Origin of the sequence: Flavobacterium sp. CFBP9031, from assembly GCF_034044945.1 — a bacterium.
GTDB lineage: Bacteria > Bacteroidota > Bacteroidia > Flavobacteriales > Flavobacteriaceae > Flavobacterium.
In genome coordinates this window covers 281,712-298,120 of record NZ_JAXCWF010000006.1, presented here as the reverse complement: position 1 = coordinate 298,120, position 16,409 = coordinate 281,712, and the positions used below count along the sequence as shown (strand labels likewise).

At 34.7% G+C, this 16,409-nt stretch carries 17 protein-coding genes; 7 read left to right on the top strand and 10 right to left on the bottom strand.

The window, feature by feature from the left end; translation table 11 throughout:
- Nucleotides 1–5: 5 nt before the first annotated feature.
- The 5 genes from SOM12_RS12760 to SOM12_RS12740 form a co-directional block, all read right to left on the bottom strand.
- A complete protein-coding gene (locus tag SOM12_RS12760) occupies nt 6–740 on the bottom strand; it encodes a M17 family peptidase N-terminal domain-containing protein (protein WP_320493688.1) in 735 nt (244 codons plus the stop codon).
- Nucleotides 741–1,008: 268 nt separating this feature from the next.
- Entirely contained in the window at nt 1,009–2,403 is a 1,395-nt protein-coding gene (locus tag SOM12_RS12755; RefSeq protein ID WP_320493687.1) for an alginate export family protein, read from the bottom strand.
- Between the two features lie 41 nt (nt 2,404–2,444).
- Nucleotides 2,445–3,077 carry a hydrolase gene (locus SOM12_RS12750; RefSeq protein WP_320493686.1) on the bottom strand — a complete coding sequence of 211 codons (633 nt, stop codon included), beginning with the start codon at nt 3,075–3,077 and terminating at the stop codon, nt 2,445–2,447.
- Nucleotides 3,078–3,157: 80 nt separating this feature from the next.
- Entirely contained in the window at nt 3,158–3,475 is a 318-nt protein-coding gene (locus tag SOM12_RS12745; protein WP_095929150.1) for a phosphoribosylpyrophosphate synthetase, read from the bottom strand.
- 55 nt (nt 3,476–3,530) lie between these two features.
- Nucleotides 3,531–4,346, bottom strand: a complete 816-nt coding sequence (locus SOM12_RS12740) for an alpha/beta hydrolase (RefSeq protein WP_320493685.1) — start codon at nt 4,344–4,346, stop codon at nt 3,531–3,533.
- 507 nt (nt 4,347–4,853) lie between these two features.
- Between SOM12_RS12740 and SOM12_RS12735 the strand changes: the two genes are divergently transcribed.
- The 7 genes from SOM12_RS12735 to SOM12_RS12705 all read left to right on the top strand — a co-directional run bounded on the left by SOM12_RS12735 (nt 4,854) and on the right by SOM12_RS12705 (nt 11,938).
- Nucleotides 4,854–5,258 (top strand): hypothetical protein, encoded by a 405-nt coding sequence (locus SOM12_RS12735; protein ID WP_320493684.1) that lies wholly within the window; start codon nt 4,854–4,856, stop codon nt 5,256–5,258.
- Nucleotides 5,259–5,577: 319 nt separating this feature from the next.
- The gene (locus SOM12_RS12730; protein WP_320493683.1) at nt 5,578–6,501 is read left to right on the top strand and encodes a hypothetical protein; all 924 of its coding nucleotides are present in this window, start codon (nt 5,578–5,580) and stop codon (nt 6,499–6,501) included.
- A gap of 4 nt (nt 6,502–6,505) precedes the next feature.
- Entirely contained in the window at nt 6,506–8,485 is a 1,980-nt protein-coding gene (locus tag SOM12_RS12725) for a TonB-dependent receptor (RefSeq protein WP_320493682.1), read from the top strand.
- 180 nt (nt 8,486–8,665) lie between these two features.
- Nucleotides 8,666–9,034, top strand: a complete 369-nt coding sequence (locus tag SOM12_RS12720; protein ID WP_320493681.1) for a hypothetical protein — start codon at nt 8,666–8,668, stop codon at nt 9,032–9,034.
- A gap of 235 nt (nt 9,035–9,269) precedes the next feature.
- Nucleotides 9,270–10,136 carry an MbnP family protein gene (locus tag SOM12_RS12715; protein WP_320493680.1) on the top strand — a complete coding sequence of 289 codons (867 nt, stop codon included), beginning with the start codon at nt 9,270–9,272 and terminating at the stop codon, nt 10,134–10,136.
- 360 nt (nt 10,137–10,496) lie between these two features.
- Complete coding sequence (locus SOM12_RS12710; RefSeq protein ID WP_095929157.1) at nt 10,497–11,516, top strand: cytochrome-c peroxidase; 1,020 nt, start codon at nt 10,497–10,499, stop codon at nt 11,514–11,516.
- 173 nt (nt 11,517–11,689) lie between these two features.
- The gene (locus SOM12_RS12705) at nt 11,690–11,938 is read left to right on the top strand and encodes a hypothetical protein (RefSeq protein ID WP_095929158.1); all 249 of its coding nucleotides are present in this window, start codon (nt 11,690–11,692) and stop codon (nt 11,936–11,938) included.
- Between the two features lie 59 nt (nt 11,939–11,997).
- Here SOM12_RS12705 and SOM12_RS12700 read toward each other — a convergent pair whose 3' ends face one another.
- From SOM12_RS12700 to SOM12_RS12680, 5 genes are all read right to left on the bottom strand, one after another.
- Nucleotides 11,998–12,201 carry a hypothetical protein gene (locus tag SOM12_RS12700; RefSeq protein ID WP_095929159.1) on the bottom strand — a complete coding sequence of 68 codons (204 nt, stop codon included), beginning with the start codon at nt 12,199–12,201 and terminating at the stop codon, nt 11,998–12,000.
- A gap of 402 nt (nt 12,202–12,603) precedes the next feature.
- Nucleotides 12,604–14,031: an NAD(P)/FAD-dependent oxidoreductase gene (locus SOM12_RS12695; protein ID WP_320493679.1), complete on the bottom strand. Its 1,428-nt coding sequence runs from the start codon at nt 14,029–14,031 to the stop codon at nt 12,604–12,606.
- Between the two features lie 57 nt (nt 14,032–14,088).
- Nucleotides 14,089–15,072 carry a hypothetical protein gene (locus tag SOM12_RS12690; RefSeq protein ID WP_320493678.1) on the bottom strand — a complete coding sequence of 328 codons (984 nt, stop codon included), beginning with the start codon at nt 15,070–15,072 and terminating at the stop codon, nt 14,089–14,091.
- A gap of 181 nt (nt 15,073–15,253) precedes the next feature.
- Nucleotides 15,254–15,784 (bottom strand): hypothetical protein, encoded by a 531-nt coding sequence (locus SOM12_RS12685; protein ID WP_320493677.1) that lies wholly within the window; start codon nt 15,782–15,784, stop codon nt 15,254–15,256.
- Nucleotides 15,785–15,787: 3 nt separating this feature from the next.
- The gene (locus SOM12_RS12680; protein WP_320493676.1) at nt 15,788–16,405 is read right to left on the bottom strand and encodes an isochorismatase family cysteine hydrolase; all 618 of its coding nucleotides are present in this window, start codon (nt 16,403–16,405) and stop codon (nt 15,788–15,790) included.
- Nucleotides 16,406–16,409: the final 4 nt, after the last annotated feature.

Below are 16,409 nucleotides of genomic sequence, written 5' to 3'. Positions count from 1 at the left end.
TTCCGTTATTTAGCGTTCAATTTGGTAATTGCTTCTTTTATTCCTTCTCCGGCAACGGTATAAAAAGCGGGGCCAGCAAGCAAGATAACTTTGGTTAGAGGCTTATAATCTGTTAGCTTTTTTTCTTTTAAATACGATTGAGTTCTATAAGCTTCGAAAGAACCTAAAACCACATTTTCGGCTACTAGAGCAGTTGGAGAATCGATTCCTGCATCTTTAATATCGCTTGCAAAAGAATAGTTTGAAACCCCTAAACGTAAAGCTTCGCGCATGGCAGTGCTTCCAACACTAATCATTAAATCGGGAGTAAATTTATTGCGGTCTCCCAATCCGATTAATAGTAATTGTTTGGATGCTAAAGTTCCTTTTGGAGGCGTAATCAATAAAGTTTCAAGAGAATGACCTGTAAATCTGCCGCTTTTGCGTAATTCTGTAATAATGCCTTTTAACGCATCGTCTAAATGCACCATTCCGTTTAAGTTGGCAGGAAGGGCAGGAGGGTTAAAAATATCACCTTCTGTATATTCAAAAACGCAGGCAACTTGCAAGTCAGCTTCTGCTGCAGATGGTCCTTGAACCAATCCGTTTACTGCAATTCCGTCTACTTTCCCCCAAGTTACTGTAGAACCGATTGAAGCTGTTTGTGCAAAAGCATTGTTACTAAGAGAGCCTGCAAATGCTATAATTAGAAGTATTAGATGGGAATATCTAAAACTGTATTTTGAAGTGTTTGTTTTCATTGTTAAGGGTTTAGTGTTGTTGAAATTTTTTAAACACATAGAAACATAGATTTTCTTTACTTTGAAAAAGAGTAGAGAAAGAAACTAGTTTCTAACACATAGTTTGTTGAATGCTTTGTGAGAACTTTGTCAAAGTTTTAAACTTTGACAAAGTTTGTAATGCAAATAGCGCCAGTACATCTTCTATGTGTGTTATTGCAAGTGAAACGCCTTTTTTACGTCTCAAAAACTATGTTTCTATGTGTTAAAAATTAATTTATGTATTTGATTAAAATTTGAATCCAAGACGAGCATTAAAGAAAACCCCGTCTTTTGAGTTCGGAATCATGTCATCGATAAAAGCACCTGTTTTGAAATACTGAATACCGCTGACAATCGAAATATATTTGTTTACGCTATAGGTAAAATTGGCGAGATAGGCAGTTCCGATATATCTTTCGTCAGACTCGCTTCCGCGAAGATTTAGAATTCCGCTTGGCCTATAAACTCCGTCTTGTGTTGAAAATCTCCAGTTTAGAACCACATCGACCTGCATCTTTAGCTGTGGCAATAAATCCATCGTAGCATACGGATGAATATCGATAAGGTTTACTGGTCCAACTTGCGGACTAAAACCAAAATATCCTCCTTTTGGATACAGCGGATTAAATGTTTGAAGATTTCCGTTGCCTTGATTTTTATCTCCTGAGATATAATCGTTTCTAAGATTTATGGTGGGTTTAAATTTTACGTTTTCAAACATATACCCAATATCTACAGAGCCAGTCCAGGCATTGATATTTCCAGAACCAAAAGTTCCGAATTGATAGGCTGCTTCGAGGTTGTAAATAAAACCGCCACCGTATTTCCATAATCTCGAACCGATTGTATGCCTTCTTTCAGGAGCAATTCCTTCTTCAAAAACAGATTCATCTCTTCTGAATCCGAGATAATACAGATCTAGATTTCCTGCTTTTGGAAAAATTATTTTAGAATAGGCTCCCCAAAGGTTAAGCTGTTTAGACATTTTATTATCAAAAACACCGTTATGAACCGTGTCGGCCATCATGGCAAAGGCGTCAACTGATACTCTTGACGAAGTGTACATTAATTTTCCTCCTGTAAAATAAAGCCTCGTATTTGGACCTTCTCTAACAGAAATTAACCTTCCAGAACCATAGTCCAATTCTTGTCTTCCAGCGCGGACGGTTATTTTTTTGTCTTTTTGCTGCCATACATTCACATCTACAAAAAGATTCTGCACATTCAGCTGATCTTCGTCTATTCCGCGAGCGCCATTTACACGGCCATCTTCTAGGGCGCTTCTTAATTGGGCAAATATTCTAAAGCGTTTTCCCAAATGCACATCGGCATGAAGATCGTAACGCTGGAGTAAGAAATTGTTGTGCCCAATATTGAATCGTCCCCAGTCTTCATTGTTGAAATCAACATATTCATATCTGGCTTCGCCACCAATTGACATGTAAACGTCTTTATCTTGATTTAAGGGAATGAACTTTAATCGTTCGTAAAAGTTTCTATTTGAATCTTTTAAGAATTCATAATTTTCATCGTAACGGAGCAGCTTAAAACTTTGAGCCGATGCCGTGTTTCCTATCAAAAGAAAAGAAACAATACAAAGGAAAATGATTTTTGATAATATGGATTTTGATGATTCCAACATAATGAAGCGTAAGAGATTTATAATAAAATGAATTAGTCCGATTAGTGTTTCAACATGTTATGTGCGTAGTGAATACCAATTCCGTAAGAACCGCCATATTTTTTCATTAAAGAAGTAACAGGACCGTAAGTTGCTTCACGTGCCCAGTCTCTTTGAAGTTCTAATAAATATTGAATAGAAGTTACCGGAATTGCTCCAGCTTGTATCATTCTTTGTACAGCACGTTCGTGAGCTTCAGCAGTAACATCACCACAAGCATCTGTAATAATGTACACTTCGTAACCTTCTTCAATTGCAGACAATGCAGGTCCTACGATACAAACGCCTGTCCAAAGTCCAGCAAGCACAATTTTCTTTTTGTTTTTTGCTACGATAGCTTTATAAGCATTTTCGTCTTCCCAAGTATTCATGGTAGTTCTGTCAATGTACCCAGAAGTAGCAATTGGATAAAACTCTTCTAATTCTGGAAAAACAGGTCCAGAAAAGCTTTCTTCTGCAACTGTAGTTACAACTGTTGCTACGTTGAAAATTTTCGATGCTCCAGCAACAATTGCCACATTCGTGCGTAATTCGCTTACTGGAATATTGTGCGTTGCGAAGGCCATTTGTCCTTCAAAATCGATTAATACTAATGCGTGATTATCTGGTGATAATAAGTTAACTGATGGTTTCATACTATTTATTTTTAAGATTTTTAATTGGTTAGGCTAATGAAATACAATAATCATTAGCGATATTTCGTGTTTTTTTAAGATTAGTGCGTAGACAATTTCTTAATCATTTCAGAAGAAATTGAATCTGCATAAATTCCAAAAGCGCTGGTTAAAACACCTTTGATATTGTAGATTTCAGATTTAATCCCGTAGACAATATCTTCATCTCCTGGATCGGTATCTCCTTCAAAACGGAATAGATATTCGATTTTGAATTCTTCTGGTGACATGCTTTGCGTATTGTTATTGTAGCGAATACAGTTAGAATCCAGATTAAAGTTTTCTGTAAAACCTTGTGTACTCAACCATTGCAAAGCTTCTGTAACCGTATCAAAAGAGGGTTGTTGGAAAAAACTCATAATTTGAGAAGATTAAACTACCTGTAAATAAACCTTTACAGGCAGTGGTTATGGATTATTTGATGAAATCTAAAATATCGTTGTTGATCGTTTCTGCCTCTGTTGTAGGCATACCATGAGGAAATCCAGGATAAGAAATTAATTTTCCGTTTTTCAACAATTTTGCAGCTCTTGGTGCTTGACCATAAGGAACGATTTGGTCATCTTCTCCGTGCAATACTAAAACTGGAATATCTAAACTTTTTAAATCCTCTGTAAAATCAGATTCAGAGAATGCTTTAATTCCTTCGTAGTGAGACAATACAGAACCCATCATTCCTTGACGCCACCAATTTGCTTTGATACCTTCTTGAACAGTTTGCCCTTCGCGGTTCCATCCGTAGAAAGGAATAGGGAAGTCGTAGAAATATTGTGCTCTGTTGAATCCTGTTCCTTTTCTGATTTCGTCAAAAACTGACAATGGAACTCCTTCTGGATTAGATTCGTTTTGAATCATTATTGGCGTAACTGCGCTTATGATTACCGCTTTTGCAACACGACCTTTTCCGTATTTTGCAGCGTAACGAATTACTTCACCACCACCTGTTGAGTGCCCAACATGAATAGCATCTTTTAAGTCTAAAGCTTCAGCCAATTCAGCAATATCAGATGCGTAAGTTTCCATGTTATTTCCTTCAGAGGCTTGACTAGAACGACCATGTCCGCGTCTGTCGTGTGCAATAACTCTGTAGCCTTTTTGAAGAAAAAACATCATTTGTGCATCCCAATCGTCACTTGATAAAGGCCATCCGTGGTGAAAAACAATTGGTTGTCCTGTTCCCCAGTCTTTGTAATAAATTTGTGTTCCGTCTTTTACTGTAAATGTGCTCATGATTTTTTTGATTTTAGGATTAATTTTATTTTGAAATATTTGAATACTTAATAAATATGTTTAACTTTTTAACAAATGGTTTAATAGATGTTCAATGTTGTGATGTTTCTGATGCAAACTTATTACGGAAAAGCATCTGCATCGATTAACCTAGATTAAGAAGTGAAAAATGATGTTAAAAAATTTAGCTTATCGGAATCTTTCCTAGAGAAGTTTGCTTTTTCTTTTCTACAAAAAGCTGGATTTTGACCTGAAAATGGCTGTAATTTTGGTCTCATAATGTGTAGCATTTTTAAGTGATTTAGTAGAATGCCATAACAATTGCCAATTAACGTGCCTTATTCGCAGTGTCTTTATTTTAAGGGGTTTGTTTAAAAATGGATGTTTTTTTATTTACGATATTTCGTTATTTTATGAATAATCCGTTTTTTGTAAATAAAGATTGATCTGTCTTTTATTAAATAAAAAATCAGAATAGTTAAAATAAATACAAAATAGTATGTACTTTTGCCAGCAAACTATTTGAACAAGCACTTGAAAAGGTTAATCATCATAGCACTTTCTATTTTACTTATGTCGCCATCTTTTGGCAGCTTGTTTATTTATGCTTCTTTTAAAATCAATCAGAAAGAAATTGCGAAAACGATTTGCGTTCAGCGTAAACAGGCTTTTAACAGTTGTAACGGTCGATGCGAACTTCAAAAAAGCATTAAAAAATATTCTGATAATGAACGAAAAATGCAAGACAGTCTAAAAGACAAATTAGAGCTTGTGTATGTTCAAAATACTGCTGAAATCACTTTTGGCGCAATTCCAGTGATGGAATCAAAAGATAACACTTCAATTTTGTTTGAGAAGAAACCAATCGGAGCTTCTAATCTTACTTTTCATCCTCCTCTCTACACAGTGTAGAGATCACTATTTAGTTTTAAATTCCAAATTCCAAATTCCAAATTCCAAATTCCAAGTTCCAGATTCCAAATTCAATTCTGAATTTTGAATGGATTGGCAGAATTACTCGAATTAAAAATTCTAAGTTTAGGCTAGGATTATATAATTTATTATTCTAAAAACTGATTTTGATCTTCTTTGTAATTGAAAGGGAAAATTTTTCCATTTTCATTTACGTTGCCATTCTTTTGGCTCACTCACAGCATTTTGGCTCTTTTTTTGGTATTCAAAAATTTATGGCAGGGTGCTATATTTTAAACGTTTTTTATAATATCATCAAATGAAATCTTTTAATTTTTGGATAATCGCACTATTGTTTGCGGTTACTTCCTGTACAATTGATAAAACAGATTACGAAGCTGAAATAGGTTCTGAAGTTCCTGAAAATCTAGAATTTAAAGAAGCAACATCTCTTACAAGCGGTAACTATAAGATTAGTATAGAAGCTTTAAACGGAACTTTTTATAAAGGATATAATGAGCTTCATTTTAAAATTATCAATACTCAAAACAACCAAGAATTGACGACAGCTGCGGTAACTTTTTTACCCATAATAAGTAATGCCGACGGAAGCAAAAGTTCTTGTCCGCATGAGTATAATGTGTTGTATGATTCTACCAATAAATACTACAACGGTTATGCTGTTTTTACGGGAGAAAGCACTACAACAGCAAGCTGGAAATTGTACATCAGTTTTACAGCTGATAACCAAAAGTATGAGATCAATAAAGATGTTACTGTTCAAAAACAAAGCAATAAAAACCTCAATATGACTGCTTTTGCAGGAAATGATGGCGAGCAATATGTAATTGCCTTGATTTCGCCTCAAAAACCTACAGTTTCAGAAAACGCGTTGGTTGCGGGTGTTTACAAATACAATAAGCCAACAACTCCAGCAGGAACTTTTCCAGATCCGTCGCAGTTTTCTTATTCTAAAGTTGTGGGATACACTTTAAAGTTAGATCCTAGAATGCCAGAACCTTCTATGGGAAATCATTCTTCGCCAAATAATAAGGATTTGACACAAGAAAACGATGGTTTGTATCACGGTGTTGTTAATTATACGATGACAGGAAACTGGACCTTAAACTTAATTATGATGAACCAAAACGGTTTAATCGTAAAGGGAACTATAGTTCCAACTGATCATACGCCAGGAGTAGAAGGCGTGAAAAGTGAACTTTATATTGACACTTTATTTTAAAAACATGAAATATATTATAATGCTGCTTTTCTTGGGTTTTTCAGTTACAGCTCAAAATCAGCATGCACATCACGATAGCATAAAAAACTTAGAAGAAGTAACGGTAAAAAACGCGACGAAAAAGAAAATAGAAACCGAGATGAAAATGGCTGTTTCTGTGGATGAATTTTTGTCTTCATCAGATAATATTAGTTTTATAAAACGCGGAGCTTACGCTTGGGAACCTTTATTAAACAACATGAGTACAGAACGTTCTACGGTTACCATTGACGGAATGCATGTTTTTGGCGCTTGTACCGATAAAATGGATCCAATTACGTCTTATGTTGAAAGTAATAATCTGGCAGCAGTAGATATTAAATCGGGTCAGGAGGGAAGCTTGCATGGAGCAACTGTTGCGGGAAGTATTGATTTAAAAAGAAAAAGCACGCCATTTGGACTTCAGAAGAAATGGAATGGAGCGTATCAAACAGGATTTGAATTTAATAATAAGCAGTTTTTCAATTTAGGAAATATTGCTTATTCAGGTAAAAAATTTGTGGCAGACGGAAGCATTTCGTATCGTACGGCCGATAATTATTACGACGGAAACAACAACGAAGTAAAGCATTCTCAATACAATAAATTCAATACTTCGTTAGGTTTGGCTTATAAAACCAGCGATTTATCATCGGTTAGGTTAGACGCGATTTTTGATGTGGCAAAAGATGTGGGTTATCCTGCTTTGCCAATGGATTTGTGGCTTTCGCGAGCGCTAATTACTTCAGCTTCTTATAAGCAATTGTTCGAAGAAGGTTTGGTTAGAGTAGTGGACACTAAAGTATATTTTAATGCCATTGAGCATTATATGGACGATACAACACGACCAGAAAACTTGGTTCATATGGATATGCCGGGTTGGAGCACAACATACGGATTGGTTTCGAAAGCGAATTTGAAAAAGAATGATTACTCTTCTGAAATTCAGCTAAATGCTTACGATAATTTGTCTATTGCAGAAATGCGCATGTATCCGCAAGATCGTAGCGAAAGAACGATGTTTGCTTACAGCTGGCCCTGGGTTACCACTCGCTATGCAGGACTTTCTATGAATAATTCTTGGGACATTTCTGAAAAAAGCAAAGTGCATTTGGGAGGTTCATTGGGAGTGAATTACAATTATTCTAAATATGTAGAATTCAATTGGATTTTTCATCCAGGAGCACCTCAGGAAAAAACGAGATTTCTGCCGAGTCTAAATGCGGCATATAACTTAAATATTGATCAGTTTAATTTTTCTGTCGGAACGGGTTATGGCCATAGAGCGCCTTCTGTTTCTGAGGGTTACGGTTATTATATCTATAATAGTTTTGACCGTTATGATTACATTGGAGATCCGAATCTAAAAAATGAAATTTCGTATGAAGGAAATGCTAGTGCAGGTTTTAAAACCGAAAGATTAAGCATTCAAGGAAAAGTCAACTATTTCTATATTCAGAATTATATTATTGGCAAAATCCTGAGCATGGGAAGTCCGATGAATTATCAATCGGTTGGAGTAAAAGGATATACGTCATTAGATTATGCAACGCTTTTAAATATGTCTGCCAATGTAAGTTACGATATTTTAGAGCATTTGCATTGGAAAGGAACACTTACCTATGCACGCGGAATGGATAATAAAGGAGGAAATCTGCCTTTTATACGTCCGTTAAGCTATTTGACTTCTATTCATTATATGTATAAAAAATTTGGAATCCAGACTTCTGTAAATGGTGATTTTGAACAGATTAATTACAGTCCAGAATATGGAGAAGATCAGACAGCGTCTTATGCCATTTGGAATATTTCTGCCGATTATTCTTTTAAAATAAATAAGGTGAGAAGCACAATACAAATTGGTGCAGAGAACGTATTAAATGCGTATTACAGTACTTATGCTGACTGGGGAAATATCCCGAGAATGGGACGTAATATTTTCACGTCTTTAAAATTGAATTTCTAATCTGTTTAGTAAAATTAAATTGAAACACATAGAAACATAGTTTTTTTAATGTTGAAAAGAAAATAGAGAATAGAGAATAGAGAATAGAGAATAGAAAGAAACTAGTTTCTAACACATAGTTCTACGACAACGTTTGTCAGGATGACAAAAAAGTGCATAAAAAGGAAATTATAATTAAAAATGAAAAAAGTTTTTAGTATCACAATGACGATTCTGTTCCTGCTGGTTTCTTTCCAGCAGGCGCTTATCGTGGTGCACTTTAAACTGAATCAAGTTGCTATAGAAAAAGAATTTTGTGTTAACAAAGCCAAGCCAAAATTGCAATGTCATGGTAAATGCCATTTGAAGAAAGAACTTCAAGAATCGGAAAAAAATACCGATTTGGAATTGAGAAGCATTAGCAAAAAGATCGATATTGCTTTAAACACAGCATTTGAGTTTCAGGTTCCACTATTAAAAACTATAACCCTCAAGAAAGTGTCAATCTACAAAGAATCGGATCGACTAGAACCTTGCCTTGAAATTTTTGTACCGCCGCCTATTTTATAATCTTCCTTTCGATTAATAAAATAGCCATTGCGTTAGATTGAATTTTAACACATAGAAGCATATATTTTTCTTTTTTGGTAAAGGAAATTGAAAGAAACTAGTTTCTAACACATAGTTTGCTAGGTGAATTTAAATTAGTGAAACGCCTTTTTTAAGTTTAGAAAACTATGTTTCTATGTGTTAGAATAATTTAGCTAAATGGTTTAAAATCAGTACAGAAATTAAAATCATAAAAATGCAAAATTTTAAAAAATACCTTTTATTATCAGTGGCTGCTTTGGCATTTGTTTCATGTTCAAACGATGACGATGCTCCAGCAGCAAACAATGTAACGTTAGAATTCAACAATACGTTCAAAGATAAAACCATTGTTTTGGGAGATGCAACTTCAACATCTGCGTCTACAAATACTTCAGCGGTAGGACAAGTGCATCATTTTTCTGAAGTAAAATATGTGATTAGTAATATTCGTCTAATAAAAGATGATGGAAGTGAAGTGCCTTACAACGTAAATGATTTAGACAAAGGTGCAACAGTAATCGATCAGGCAAAAGTAGCTTCATTAAGCTATGTTTTGAGCAATGTGCCTTCTGCGTCATACAAGCAGATTAAATTTGGTTTGGGTATTAAAACAGAACAAAATACGCTAGACCAAACAAGATTTCCTAAGTTTTACGCAGCAGCTGGTGCCAACGACACGGCAATGATGTGGGAATGGGGAACAGGATATCGTTTTACAAAAGTTGAAGGATTTTATGATACAGACAATAAAGCTATGTCTATTCATACAGGAAGTACTGTTGCAGGAGAAGAAGGAGCGTATAAGCAAGGTGTAAATGCGTATAGAGATATTACGCTAAACCTTACTACAAACGCAACTGTAGGTAAAAATGCTCCGAAAATCAAAATTAAAGCTGATTTGGACAAATTGTTGAGCGGTAAAATCAATACAATTACATTGTCTACAGGAACAGGAATGGGCGATAATGCAACTCCAAATGTTCATACTGCAGCGCAAATGGTAAAATTTGTCGATAATTTAGGAGGAAACGGAACAAACGATATTACAGGAATGTTTTCTGTAACTAGTGTAGAAAACTAAATTAACTCTTAGGTTTTGAAGATTAATTGCCTCCATCTTTAGATGGAGGTAAATAAAATTTGCGCCAATAAGGCTTTAGCCTAAATACGCTAGTTTGGCTAAAGCCTAGCTAATTTACATTTCTTAAATCCCTAGTTGAAACTAGGGGCTATTGGAAAACTTTAATCAAGCAAAAATCAATTTTAATCTGCTAAAATCTTTATAAAATCTGCGTGAAATATTTTTGCGAATAGATTTTTTCACGCAGATTAAAAAGGATTAAAGCAGATTTATACAGATTAAATTTAATCTAAATGTTGTAAAAATATTTCAGAGCCGTCTGAAATTTTAAAAGACGGCTCTATTTTAAAATTCATTAAAATGAAAAAAATAGTTGGCTTTATCCTAATGGTACTCTTTTTCACTTCTTGTAGCAGTAGTGATTCTGATGAGACTTATTTTGATAATCCTGAGCTTTCATTGCCTATTCCGACTGATTTTCCAGAGGTAAACAGTTATGTGAGTTTGAACAAGCCTACAAAATATGGTGCCGAATTGGGCGAAAAGCTTTTCTCAGATAAAAGATTTAGTAAAGACAATACCATTTCGTGTTCAAGCTGTCATATCCAAGCAAATGCTTTTGCAGACCATAACGCGCGAGCTATTGGAATTGAAGGAAGAGTGGGACTTAGAAATGCGCCGCCGATTCAGAATTTGATGTTTTTAAAATTCTTTAATTGGGATGGAAGCAGATTGCAATTAGAAACCCAGCCTTTGGTTCCTATTATAACTCACGAAGAAATGGATTCTTCGATTTTGGAAGTTATCGGGAAAATTAAAGATGATGCTTCGTATAAAGAGATGTTCAAAAACGCATTTGGAGATCAGGAAATTACACCCGATAGAATTTATAAAAGTATTGCTCAGTTCGAATACACCTTGATTTCTGTTAATAGCAAATACGATAAAGTAAAACGAAAAGAAGGGCAAACGTTTACAGAAGGCGAAGCTGCAGGCTATGCCACATTTCAGCAGAAATGCGCTAGCTGTCATAGCACCGAATTGTTTACAGATCAGAGTTTTAGAAATATAGGTTTTCCTTTAAACACAGATTCTAATGAGGCAGGACGAGGCAGAGTGACCGGAATTCCGTCTGATTTTATGAGTTTTAGAGTTCCAAGTTTGCGAAATGTCGAATATACAGCACCTTACGGAAGTTTTGGTCAGTTTGCTACCTTAAGAGCTGTTTTAGATTATTTTGATAATGGAGTCTTGAGTGCAGAAAATTTAGATCCTATTTTTAAAAATAATGGCAATAGAATTCCGCTTACAGAACAAGAAAAAGAGAATCTTCTTGCATTTATGAAAACCCTGAGCGACAAAGGTTTTACAGGAAATTAGTTTGAAAAGTATTGATTTTACTGATGTTTTGCATTTCTTTTTTAAAAAGAGAAAGATGTTTATAATATGTTGATAAATAATACGTTGCGAACTGTGTTAAAATCTGATTTCGATAGATTAAATGTTTTAAATTTATAACTGAATGATAGTTAATTATTTAAAAATTTTTGAATATGGAAAGAGCTATAAAATTACAGGTTCGTAAAGAACTTGACGGAAAACAAGAAGTAAACATTATTAAACTAAAAGGGAGTTTAATAACTAAAGGCTACACAGAAATTATCCATATTAGCGACAAGGATGACGAATTCTACATTAATTCTTTTGCAACCAAAACAGAAGCAAGTAAAGAAGTAAAAGAATTTATTTTGGATTTTATAAACAAAGAAAATTTAAGCAATACAATCAGCGTTCTAGCGTAATAGATAGAATCGCAGGATTGTAATGCTTAAATTATAATACTTAATAAGTCGCTTTTAGTTTAAATTGCATTTGTAAAACTTGTATTTTGATCCAGATAAAGATGCTGATCTTTTAAAATTTCATCTGGTTTCTCGTCCCAATCTCCCCAATCTCCTACATAAGTTTTACGAAATATTAATTCATTATTATCACCATCACAAACCAAAGTTCGGTCTGTACAGGTTTTATTGTTTGGACTGAAATTTATTTGTGTATTTTTCATGGCGCAAGTATTTAATTGTTTGTAAATGAGATCATAAAATTAAAAAGATCAAGCCAGATTTAGTTATAAAATAATATTAAATTATTGTTTAATTTTCATGTATAGGATTGAAAATGAACTTCATAAAAGAAACAGCTGTCCTTTTGAGACAGCTGTTTCTTTTTGTAAGCTTCAGAGAAGCGAAATATTTATAGCCAAGAATGTTTTTTACAATATAAAAGCTCCGGAGGAGCGACATATTTTTTCATAATCGAATATATGTCGCTCCTCTGGAGCTTTTTTTATTTGGCGTATTTGAATTCTATAAATATTTTACCCCGCTGGGGTTTGCTGATAGAATAGTTTTATCAATATCCTATTAGCTCAAAATGATTGTACTTTTGAATACAGCCTCTTTTATATTTAATTCTTTCTGTTTTCCTCTCGATTAAGACACCTTCCTCGCGGTTCATCACCTTCTTGAAGTATAATTTCAGAATGTAAAAACTGCGCAGCATCTGCAGAGCCTTGTACTTTTGTAGCGCTGCGTTCGAGCATTTCAGATTCAAAATCGTTTAATACACATTCTCTCAATCCTCTTTCTTTCCATTTGGACTTAGCGTTACAGCCTTTCGAAATTTTTCTAGCCAATTTTAAAGCATCCAACAAAGCCTGATTGGCACCTTGACCTTTAAACGGACTCATGGGATGCGCGGCATCGCCAATTAAAGTAATATTCTGATTCTTTCCTAATAATTCTGAACTCAACAACTCGCGATCATAAACCGGATATCCAGAAATTAGATTTTCCTGTGTTGCCTGTAAAATCTGAGGAATAGGAGTATGCCATTGCGTTCTTCGGCAGGCTTCCTCTTTCAAGGCTTGCGGTCCTTTTGCACTTAGTTCTCTAGCTTCTTCTTCAGACATCGGAAAACTCAATTGCCACATGACAGAATCTGCAGTGTAAGGCATTACATAAATACGTTCATTTCCGTTGGCCGTCTGAAATATTGTTGCACCATCTAGTAAATCACTCGAAAGCCCTTCTAGCGAACTTAAAGGACAAATTCCTAAGATTACAATGCAATCCAAATAACGGAGCGGTGTTGCCTCTTCGCCAATTATTAGCTTTCTCACGGCACTGCGAATACCATCAGCACCGATAACAAGATCGGCTTTTGCGGTTTTTATTTCGCCGTTTACCTGAAAATTTAGTTTTACACCATTTTCAGATGCTGTAAGATCTATTAATTGATGTCCCCATTGGATAGTATTATTTCCTCCAAGTTGTTCTAATAAAGCGAAACGAAGCGACTGTCTTGCGATATGTATGTTGGTGCGTTTTGTAGGCGTTTTAATTGCGGTTTCCAGCCATTTTCTGGTTCCCCATTCGCCTAATATTTTTCCTTCGGTATTGTGTACGATATGTTTTGTAGAAATTACACCTCCTAAAGAAGTAATCCCTAACCCTTTCATTGCTTTACTGGCTTGCTGTAACGTAAGTCCGTAACCTTGAGATCGGGCATCAAAGTTGCTGTCTCTTTCATAAATGGTAAACGAAATACCGCGATGCAAACAGGCTACCGCTAGAGCAACTCCGCCAATACCTGCGCCAATAATGGCAACATGCGGTTTTGTGAGATCGGGTTCAAGATAGTTTTCAGATTGCATTAATCCAGACCCAGAACAATTTGTGCACAAATGCAAATGTGCCTTAGGACGTATCGGAGCAGTATTACTCTGCTTGTTCTCATACAAAGCCAATTCCGTTTTATAAAGGCGTTGCGCTTTTTTAGTGAGTCCGCGATTTATTTTACCCTGTCCTTGGCATTCATGGCATATAGTCCACATATTCTTCTATAATTATAATGCTGTAAAATTAGCATTATTTTTTTAGAAGAAGTTCTTTTAGACAATGTGTAGACCTTTCGGGAAATAGTCAAATTCTCTAGTGATTCTTTGAACGACCTTCTCGTTGGAAATTTCCAGTTTTTCAGTCCAATTGCCAAATTGATCATAGGTATATTGAAAACTGTTATCTCTCGTTTTAATTACGTTGTCCTGAATATCATATTCAAAAAAATCACAAGTTCCCATTGTTCTTCCTGGATAGGATATTTTATCTTCAATTAGTAAATCTTTCTCGTTATAGAAATAGTAGTGATTTTCATAAGAATCGTCATCGTATAAGGTGAGACATTGGAACAATCTTTTTCTTTCATCATAAAAAAACATTTGTTTACTTCTAACAGCATCATTACGGTACATGATTTTTTCTACCAAAGTATCATCTTCATAACTGTATTTTTCGAAAGTACTAATTTCATTATCGGTGTGATACGTTTTGGTATAATATCCTTTTTTTACAGGAGATAAATAATCATATATAATCTCAAAGTTTCTGTAATTTGCTTTTTTGCAAATTATTCTTTCATCGCTGTCATACTGAATATCATAGTCTTTATCTGAATGATAAATAGATCCATTTTTTTGAATTTCTATTTTTAGACGCTGTTCGGTTTTAGAACCCTCCTTATTTATTTTGATATACTTATTCGAAAGTCCCGTTACAGCATCATATTCAAATAGCTCTACAAAATCTTCTGAGTGATGCTTTATGGAGAGAATTTTATCTTCTATAAAACTTTTATATTTAGTTTCGTAAGTGTCACTGATACTCCATTTTGTAACAATTTCTTTTTGCTCATTAAATTCAAGAGAAATTGAATCTGTTCCTATAACCGGTTCAAATTCTTCCGTATTGCTGTTTATCAAATAAGCAGTCTGCTTCATAAATTTGACATTTCCCTTTAGGCTTTTTAGCATATTTGCTTCATACGCGCCGTAAAACCATTGTGCCTGTGTATAGTTTTTTTCGAGATATGGGAACATAGTGTAAATTGGTTATGATGGATTAGTTATGGTAAATTTTAATTAATTTGCTTAGAGGTAAAAATAGCTATTTTATTGAGAAATCGGCAGTTTGCTTCCGATTAAAATAGTTTGGGTAATTCGGTTGAAGAATCCAATCCTTTATAATCAAAATAATAAGTTGATGTTTATGATTCGGCTTTTAACTCCAAATACCAGACAATGCTTTCTTCTCAATGTTTACTGCAAACAAAGGAGTTTCTTCTTTATTATGTGTTTCCAAATTATTTTTCATGCCAATACGGATGGACTCTAAATCTGAAATGCCAGCCTCTTTAAGTAATTGAAGAAAATGTTCGGTAAGTGAAATCACAACATGATTGGAGAGTTCGCAAGAGGAATCGGATCGTTTCCTAACTTTCAATTCCCACTTAATTATCAAAGTGGTTCGGCCAAGAGGCGATAAAGAATCTGAAACTGAATTTACAGCGCAGTGATCCCTTTCAGAAATGTATTCAACATAATGCTGAATTAATAAATTCCCAGCTATCTGTTCTACATTTATAGATATTCTGCGTCCATCTTCTGCTACTGAATTTCCTGCTGCAATATGCGAAGCAGAACATTCCTGATATTCTTTATCCTGTAAAGTAAAAAGCCATTCGGTCAAATTAATAGTTTCCATAGGTGCATTAATTATAGCAGTTGCAGTGCTTTCTGTAAAAGATTCCATCGTTTAGGAATTAATATTATCTATAAATTCATCTGTAGAAGAAAGAACATGTCCGTAATTCGGAAAATTAGTTTCGACCGTTGCTTTGATTTCTTCCCAATTAAAAGCCCCAATTCCGTCTTTTATCAAGGTAACGTGATAACCCAATTCAACACCAAATCTTGCGGTCGAATCGATGCAGGTATTGGCTCTCATGCCAGCAAGAACAATCTGGTCAATGTCATGCTGACGCAAAAGAAAATCCAAATCGGTGTTGGCAAAACCGCTCGCAGTCCAATGATTTTGAGCAATAAGATCGCCTTCCTGCATAATAAGATCGGGATGAAATTCAGCTCCCCAAGAATCTTTTTCAAACAGAGAAATACTTTTGCTTCCTAAATGAGAAGGCGCCATAAATTTCCAGTTTAGATAATCTCTTATTTGTGTATGGCGGTGTGGAGCATAGATAATTTGAATTTTCTTTTCTCTCGCAGCCGTTAATAGCTTTTTTATATTACTGACCACATGATTTCCTTCAACGGTTTCTTTTGTTACAGGATATAATTTTCCTCCTTCAGAAAGAAAATCATTAAAAGGATCAATAATAATGATGGCGGTTTTTTGAAGTTGATATAAGCTCATGATT

Coding starts and splice junctions, on each gene's coding strand:
- SOM12_RS12760 (WP_320493688.1), bottom strand. CDS start 740: ATGAAAACAAACACTTCAAAATACAGTTTTAGATATTCCCATCTAATA.
- SOM12_RS12725 (WP_320493682.1), top strand. CDS start 6,506: ATGAAATATATTATAATGCTGCTTTTCTTGGGTTTTTCAGTTACAGCT.
- SOM12_RS12700 (WP_095929159.1), bottom strand. CDS start 12,201: ATGAAAAATACACAAATAAATTTCAGTCCAAACAATAAAACCTGTACA.
- SOM12_RS12690 (WP_320493678.1), bottom strand. CDS start 15,072: ATGTTCCCATATCTCGAAAAAAACTATACACAGGCACAATGGTTTTAC.
- SOM12_RS12715 (WP_320493680.1), top strand. CDS start 9,270: ATGCAAAATTTTAAAAAATACCTTTTATTATCAGTGGCTGCTTTGGCA.
- SOM12_RS12695 (WP_320493679.1), bottom strand. CDS start 14,031: ATGTGGACTATATGCCATGAATGCCAAGGACAGGGTAAAATAAATCGC.
- SOM12_RS12680 (WP_320493676.1), bottom strand. CDS start 16,405: ATGAGCTTATATCAACTTCAAAAAACCGCCATCATTATTATTGATCCT.
- SOM12_RS12705 (WP_095929158.1), top strand. CDS start 11,690: ATGGAAAGAGCTATAAAATTACAGGTTCGTAAAGAACTTGACGGAAAA.
- SOM12_RS12730 (WP_320493683.1), top strand. CDS start 5,578: ATGAAATCTTTTAATTTTTGGATAATCGCACTATTGTTTGCGGTTACT.
- SOM12_RS12740 (WP_320493685.1), bottom strand. CDS start 4,346: ATGAGCACATTTACAGTAAAAGACGGAACACAAATTTATTACAAAGAC.
- SOM12_RS12750 (WP_320493686.1), bottom strand. CDS start 3,077: ATGAAACCATCAGTTAACTTATTATCACCAGATAATCACGCATTAGTA.
- SOM12_RS12710 (WP_095929157.1), top strand. CDS start 10,497: ATGAAAAAAATAGTTGGCTTTATCCTAATGGTACTCTTTTTCACTTCT.
- SOM12_RS12720 (WP_320493681.1), top strand. CDS start 8,666: ATGAAAAAAGTTTTTAGTATCACAATGACGATTCTGTTCCTGCTGGTT.
- SOM12_RS12755 (WP_320493687.1), bottom strand. CDS start 2,403: ATGTTGGAATCATCAAAATCCATATTATCAAAAATCATTTTCCTTTGT.
- SOM12_RS12745 (WP_095929150.1), bottom strand. CDS start 3,475: ATGAGTTTTTTCCAACAACCCTCTTTTGATACGGTTACAGAAGCTTTG.
- SOM12_RS12685 (WP_320493677.1), bottom strand. CDS start 15,784: ATGGAATCTTTTACAGAAAGCACTGCAACTGCTATAATTAATGCACCT.